Genomic DNA, 6,615 nt, shown 5'->3' with positions numbered 1-6,615 from the left:
AGAAAGCCGCCTTATTGAGCATATGATGAAGCAAAACATAGCTGTTTCTTATGAGAAAGTTTACAGGGTAATATCTCAGATATCGTCAATTTTGTGTGGGGCAATTTAAAAACGATCTTTTCCCATAAACTTACAACTCTTGTCATAAGTAGACATCTTTCATATTAAAGCCTTCTGGCGGATACGAACTTCGTCTTCGCACTCACCAGAAGGCTATTTATAGGGAACTATTGCTTATTTATTTGTCCCCATCCAAGTCCATTTATGCCAGATATGTTCTAATGGACCTTGTTTATGTTTGCTTAACCACCATTTACAGAATTTTACTTGCAACAGGAACATGCAAAATCCGATTAGCAGACTGAGCGTATATCCACAATAAGGAGCCAAGTACAGACCAATCGGGAAGTAAATCAGTGCTCCCATTATGGATTGGGATATATAGTTCGTAAGACTCATTTTTCCGTAGAATCTCAGGCTGCTGACGGTTTTACTGAACTTTTCACGTTGGTAAAGCAATACGAATGAAGCTACCAGTACGAAAGTAAAAGCTAACTTTTGCCACATATCGAATGCAGTTCCGGCTGTTTGCTGTATGATTGCACTGTTCTGTATAATCAACTCTTTCAGGGCATAGAGAGGAGCAAAAGAGATTGCGGAGATTATCAGTATCTTTATCCAGAAATGGAGATTCTTTTCCGTCGTGACGAAAAGCTGCTTTCTGCCGATGTAGAAGCCTAAGAGGAATAATCCGGCTGTTTGGAAAAAGCGTCCTGCATTTACTGCCCATAATAAGCTGGCTTTCTGACCTAAAGTAACGTTCCCCCAGATGAAATCCCAAAAGTTGCCGGCCTGAGTGTACTCTGCTACTTCTGCATACATTTCGCCTACCTTCAGGTCCGGTAACTGATGTGCGGGATTGATCAAACTGGCTATGTAATGATACCATTCAACAGGTTGTAACAAGAAGATAATGGAAGTGATGAGAATAACTTTATCACTCCAATTCCGGGTAAAGAACAGGACAAGCCCGACAATTACAAATAGCAATAATACATCTCCGGCAGGAAAGAAAGCAGCGTTTAATGTTGCAAATACAGCCAGCAGAACTAAACGCCATAGGAAACGATAACCGAAGTCCTTGCCTTGCTTCTTCTGATTATTGCTCTGAATGTAAAATGTAAATCCGAACAGGAGAGCGAAGATTGCGTAAGATTTTCCGGCAAATAGGGTGAAAACACCGCTTAATACTCCCTGGTCCAATATGTTTAGCCAAGTTGGTGAATCTGTGGGATAAACGGGAAAAATGAAATGTTCAAGACTGTGAACCAAAAGGATAGCCATTACGGCAAAGCCTCGTAGGGCATCTACTACCTCGATACGAGGATTCTTGTTGCTTAGTTGTTCCATGAATTATTTATTTAGTAATGTTTTAATTCGTTTATTCATCGGTTTTTCAAAATAGTAGTAGGAGAGTAAACTTAATAGGACGATGATACAGAATAAGATCGGAATAGAAATATACCATGCTATATGAAAGTTACTTCCTTTTTGCCATTCTGCATAGGACAGCAGCACAAAAAGATGAATCAGATAGAAGCTGTAACTGATCTCTCCGCCAATCACTAAAATACGGTTGGATAAGAGGCGTGAGACTATACCTTTTTGTAGAGAGAAGCTGATCAGAAGAAATGCAACTGGAAGCCAGTAGTAACAGGAATACCGATACACTTTGGGTATTTCAGCCGCATAGAGATAAAAGGCTAAAAATAAAGCGATAGATGCTATTTCAATAATACTTCCTTGATATGCAGTGATGTTTTTACCTTTCAAACGGTCGTACAATTGAAACAGCAGCATGCCGGCTAAAAAATCTGGTAACCGGGTAATCGGATTGACGTACCAATATCCTTTTATATCGGTTTCCGGCGTAAAATGCATGCCGATCACAATCAATACGGCAGAAACTAAGAAAACGCAGAGCAATTTTTTATAATCCTTTGCTATGGGTATCAGGAATGGGAAGCAGAGGTAAAATAGCTGTTCGCAACATAAGCTCCACGAAGGGCTGTTGAATGAGAAAAAGTAGTCGGCTTTTGGAATGTAGGCATTTGTCAATGTGAGTGAAGCTAAGAAGTGTTTGAGCCAATCTATCGCTCCTGATGCAATGACATAGTTTCCTAAGGCGACGGCGATAAATAGGGTCAGCCAATGTAGGGGATAAATACGTGCGATGCGTGCTACCCAAAAAGCCCGTTTGGTTATCTTGTTTTCACTGAATCTCTTCTGGTAATTGTAGGCTATGATAAAGCCGCTTAGCACAAAAAAGAAACTGACACCCACAAATCCTTCTTTGAAGAAATGGGTGTCAAAGAATTTATCTATAGTATAGCAATGTGCTCCAAATACCATCAAAGCAAATATAAACCGTAAGGAGGTAAGTGTATTTATCATAGCTCTGTATTTTGTAGCCTTTTTGGATGTTTTTTATTTTGACTCCTCAAATATACGAAAAGAGGAAGATTAATGTCTTTTAGGCTGTTCTTTTTTAGTGGATTTTCGCATTTTATCATAAAAAAAGACTTACATGTGCTAATTATGCAAGTCTCTTGATATAAAATACCAAATATAGTATTCTCTTTTTAGAAAGTATAATAAAAACCCCCCATCCATACCCCACCTTTATCCAAAATGAGTATATTTGCCCGCATCATTCTATCTTTTAACCTTAAAAACACAGTTTAAATGCAGCGTAAAGCCCCGCAAATACCTGATATTGACGATGAAACACTTTTTGCTAAAGTGGAGCGGGGAGATGTAGAGGCATTTACTGCGGTTTACAATAAATATCACAAATTGCTTTACGCATTGGCTTATCGCTATTTGATGAGTTCCGCGATGGCAGAAGACGCTGTGCAGCACGTATTTACCCGTTTCTGGGAATTCCGTTCGGAGCTTCGGGTAGGCATCAGCCTGAGAAACTACCTGATAACAATGACTAAAAATCATATACTCAATGTGATACGCAATGAGAATACCGCCCTTACCAAGAATTATGAGATAGCTCAGGGTGCGCCTGCTTACGAAGATACACTTGTCGACAGTCTGGAAAAGAAAGAACTGATGTCCATCTTTTATAAAGCAGTCGATATGTTGCCGCCCCAAAAGCGGGAAATCTGCCTGATGAAGGTGCGCGAAGAACTCTCCAACCAGGAGATAGCCGACCGCCTGAAACTCTCTATCAATACAATCAAAACCCATTATTCTGATGCGCTGAAACTGCTGCGCGCCCATTTGGGTAAATTGCTAATTTTTGTTACGTACCTCACCTTGTTAAGGTATTTAAGTGTCTATTTAACAGTATGAGTACAGAGAATATGAATACACCTACAGAAAAACAGATACAGGAAGTGCTGGCAGGGACATCTACTCCTGAAGTTGCCCGGATCGTAGCGGCTTGGTTTGCTACCGATGAGGGTGCGGCCTATCTGGCTAAAAGTATGGACCGTGATGCCGTACAGATCAAACAAGGATTCGAAGAACTCTATGTCAATCACGAAATCCCGTCCGAAGAGATGTTTGCCCGTATCCGCCGCAACATCCGGCAGAAACGCATCCGCAGGATTACCTTCCGTGTGGCAGCCGTACTCATTCCGTTTGTGCTGCTGATAGGGCTGTTTGTCCAGGTGAATACCCGTGTCGATCTGCTGGGTGATTCCGGTTACGAAGAAATCTATGTGCCCAAAGGTGAGCGCCTGCAAATGATGTTTCAGGATGGCACACGTGCTTATATAAATTCAGATTCACGCCTGAAGTATCCAAAGAAATTTGCGCTGTCCAGCCGTGAAGTCTATCTGGAGGGCGAGGCCTATTTTGTAGTCTCAAAGAATTCCCACCGACCTTTCATTGTCAATCTTAACGGGCCTGCCGTGCATGTTCTGGGAACTTCGTTCGATGTTCAGGCTTATCCGGAGAATAAGGATATCACAGTCTGTTTGGACGAAGGCCGTGTTAATCTGACACTTGCTTCAGATAAGAAATATCCGTTGAAACCCGGTGAGAAACTTGTCTATAACAAAGAAAGTGAGCGTTGTACCATTACCCGACATGCTGATATTCATCTGTCTTCCTTGTGGAAAAAGAATGTGATAGCTTTCAAGGATGCCCCGCTGTCCGAAGTTATCAAAGTGCTGAATCGTTGGTATGATGTGGACTTCAAGATAGAAGACCAGTCAGTTTGGGATGTATACTTTACGATTACATCAGAGAATACGCTTCTCGAAAAAGTTCTGGGTGATCTGGAAAAGATTGCGCCGTTACGGTTTGAATATAAAGAGGCTGAAAAGGAAGTGATAGTCACAAGAAAAAAAGAGGATTCCCGTCTAATGCATTGATTATGTAGATTTGAGTTGTAAACAATATGTGAAGCAAAAGTGCGTATTGCAGGTAAAATTCCGTTCAGTAAAGTGCGCATTGCAGGTGATTTGCGTCTTATTAAACTTGCGCATTACAGAAAGTATCCTTACTTTTGTGCATTGGCTATATGATAAATATTGAATTGCATGATATTTAAACGTAAATTGTACAATAAACTACTTGCTTGGAAACATCAGGCAGCAGGTACTAAGGCACTTCTGATAGAAGGTGCCCGACGAATAGGCAAGTCTACCCTTGTGGAAGAGTTTGCAAAGAATGAATACCGGAGTTATCTTTTGATAGACTTCAATAAGGTGAGCGACTCGGTTGTTTCGGCTTTCAATAATTACATGAACGACCTCGACACCTTTTTCCTTATTCTCTCTTCGGAATATGGAGTGAAACTTTATTCAAAAGAATCCGTCATTATCTTTGATGAGATACAACAATTTCCTAAGGCACGGCAAGCGATAAAGTATCTGGTGGCGGACGGGCGGTTCGACTATATAGAGACTGGTTCGCTCATCTCCATAAAGGAAAATGTAAAGGACATAACCATTCCCTCAGAAGAGAGGGCACTAACTATGTATCCCATGGATTTTGAGGAGTTTGCCTGGGCCATGGATGAGGAACCATTGATGACATATATCCGCCAATGCTTCGATAAAAGAGTGCCTTTGGAACAAGGACTCCACGCCAAGGCCATGTTGTTGTTTCGGCAATACATGATCGTGGGCGGTATGCCGAAAAGTTTGTCGGCCTACATGGAGAACAACCGAAGTTTCGAGATGGCCGATATGGAAAAAAGAGATATACTGACACTCTACCGCAATGACATAATGAAGATAAATTCCGGTTATAGGTCGAGCGTATTGAGTATTTTTGACCAGATTCCGGCTTTTTTGTCGCGCTCGGAAAGACGAGTGGTGATGAATCGCATTGAAAAAGGTGCAAGTTTCCCTAAGTATCACGATACCTTCTTCTGGCTATCCGATTCGATGATTGCCAACGAATGCTTTAATTGTTCGGACCCCAACGTGGGGCTCTCGTTAAATGAAGATAGGACATATGTGAAGTGTTATATGGGTGATACAGGGCTGCTCATCAGCCATACGTTTGACGAGAATGAAATTTCCGATGGAGAACTTTACCGGGAAATCTTGTTGGGAAAACTATCTGTAAACGAGGGCATGTTCTATGAGAACGTAATTGCGCAGATGCTTGTGGCTGCCGGGCACAAGCTCTACTTCTACACTCGCTACAATGAGGAGAAGCACCGCAACGATGTGGAAATAGACTTTATTCTTTCGAACCAAAGCAAATTGAAATATAAAATTTTTCCGATAGAGGTAAAGTCAAATGATAAATATACCATCCGCTCGCTCACCCGCTTCAACGAGAGTTTTCATCAGCGTATAGGAGGGAGCTATGTGATTCATCCTAAAAACTTGAGCGTGAAAGAAGGGGTGGTCTATTTACCGGCCTATATGACCTTCTGCTTGTAGTGTATAAAAGTGTAAATATGAAGAGATAAGTCTATGAAGAGCGGTAATATGAAAAAAATGTGTGGCTGATGTCAATATATCAGCTTGGTGACGATCGGTTGACTAACTTGAAAATATTGGCTCCGAATATCCTTGGTCGGAAGGTTGATGACGAGCTAATCCATACGTTCTGTTTTATCTCCGTTAAAGAGGAAGTCGGACCAATTTCGGAAATATGAAAATAGGTAATAATTCAATACTATTCTGTATGCCCCATTAATAACCGTGAACAACGTTTTTAAAGAATAAGAGGAATGTTTTTTAAGAATGTTGCCGACATTTATTAACAGCGTAGAAATCGATCTTAAAACTAAAATAGAATATATGTATACAAAAAAGGCGATAATTCTTCATGAGAATGACCGCCTTTTACCTTTTATACCCGTCTTGTTTGGGGTGAAAGTCACCCGTATTAACTATAATCCACCTGAATAGCTTAGGAGTAAACCATCGGTTGATTATATGGATTAACTCCTACTTTAGCTGAATATATTGTCAATTTTATGCACTGTTTAATGTTTCGTTATAAAGGTCTTATTTTTCCCATTTACGAAAGTTTTAAGTTTATATTAGAGTTTCATTTTAAACTTCTACAAAGATACTACATCAGAAAGGCGAAGTCAAGTGTTTCAGCCCCGTTTTGAATTATTTTTTT

At 40.6% G+C, this 6,615-nt stretch carries 5 protein-coding genes; 3 read left to right on the top strand and 2 right to left on the bottom strand.

The genetic code is table 11. The features are described from left to right. Nucleotides 1-234: 234 nt before the first annotated feature. A complete protein-coding gene (locus tag BACCELL_RS23240; protein WP_007214572.1) occupies nt 235-1,410 on the bottom strand; it encodes a DUF418 domain-containing protein in 1,176 nt (391 codons plus the stop codon). 3 nt (nt 1,411-1,413) lie between these two features. After that, nucleotides 1,414-2,454: an acyltransferase family protein gene (locus BACCELL_RS23235; protein ID WP_044154334.1), complete on the bottom strand. Its 1,041-nt coding sequence runs from the start codon at nt 2,452-2,454 to the stop codon at nt 1,414-1,416. 291 nt (nt 2,455-2,745) lie between these two features. Here BACCELL_RS23235 and BACCELL_RS23230 point away from each other — a divergent pair, with 291 nt between their 5' ends. The 3 genes from BACCELL_RS23230 to BACCELL_RS23220 all read left to right on the top strand — a co-directional run bounded on the left by BACCELL_RS23230 (nt 2,746) and on the right by BACCELL_RS23220 (nt 5,921). Further along, entirely contained in the window at nt 2,746-3,366 is a 621-nt protein-coding gene (locus BACCELL_RS23230; protein ID WP_007214570.1) for an RNA polymerase sigma factor, read from the top strand. 11 nt (nt 3,367-3,377) lie between these two features. After that, nucleotides 3,378-4,394: a FecR family protein gene (locus tag BACCELL_RS23225; RefSeq protein ID WP_394372945.1), complete on the top strand. Its 1,017-nt coding sequence runs from the start codon at nt 3,378-3,380 to the stop codon at nt 4,392-4,394. Between the two features lie 168 nt (nt 4,395-4,562). Then, nucleotides 4,563-5,921: an ATP-binding protein gene (locus tag BACCELL_RS23220; protein ID WP_007214568.1), complete on the top strand. Its 1,359-nt coding sequence runs from the start codon at nt 4,563-4,565 to the stop codon at nt 5,919-5,921. The last annotated feature ends 694 nt before the right edge of the window (nt 5,922-6,615 follow it).

Origin of the sequence: Bacteroides cellulosilyticus DSM 14838, from assembly GCF_000158035.1 — a bacterium.
GTDB lineage: Bacteria > Bacteroidota > Bacteroidia > Bacteroidales > Bacteroidaceae > Bacteroides > Bacteroides cellulosilyticus.
This window is presented reverse-complemented; position numbering and strand designations above follow the sequence as displayed.

Excerpts from the sequence above, each read along its gene's own strand:
- BACCELL_RS23220 (WP_007214568.1), top strand. The coding sequence starts at position 4,563 with ATGATATTTAAACGTAAATTGTACAATAAACTACTTGCTTGGAAACAT.
- BACCELL_RS23235 (WP_044154334.1), bottom strand. The coding sequence starts at position 2,454 with ATGATAAATACACTTACCTCCTTACGGTTTATATTTGCTTTGATGGTA.
- BACCELL_RS23240 (WP_007214572.1), bottom strand. The coding sequence starts at position 1,410 with ATGGAACAACTAAGCAACAAGAATCCTCGTATCGAGGTAGTAGATGCC.
- BACCELL_RS23225 (WP_394372945.1), top strand. The coding sequence starts at position 3,378 with ATGAATACACCTACAGAAAAACAGATACAGGAAGTGCTGGCAGGGACA.
- BACCELL_RS23230 (WP_007214570.1), top strand. The coding sequence starts at position 2,746 with ATGCAGCGTAAAGCCCCGCAAATACCTGATATTGACGATGAAACACTT.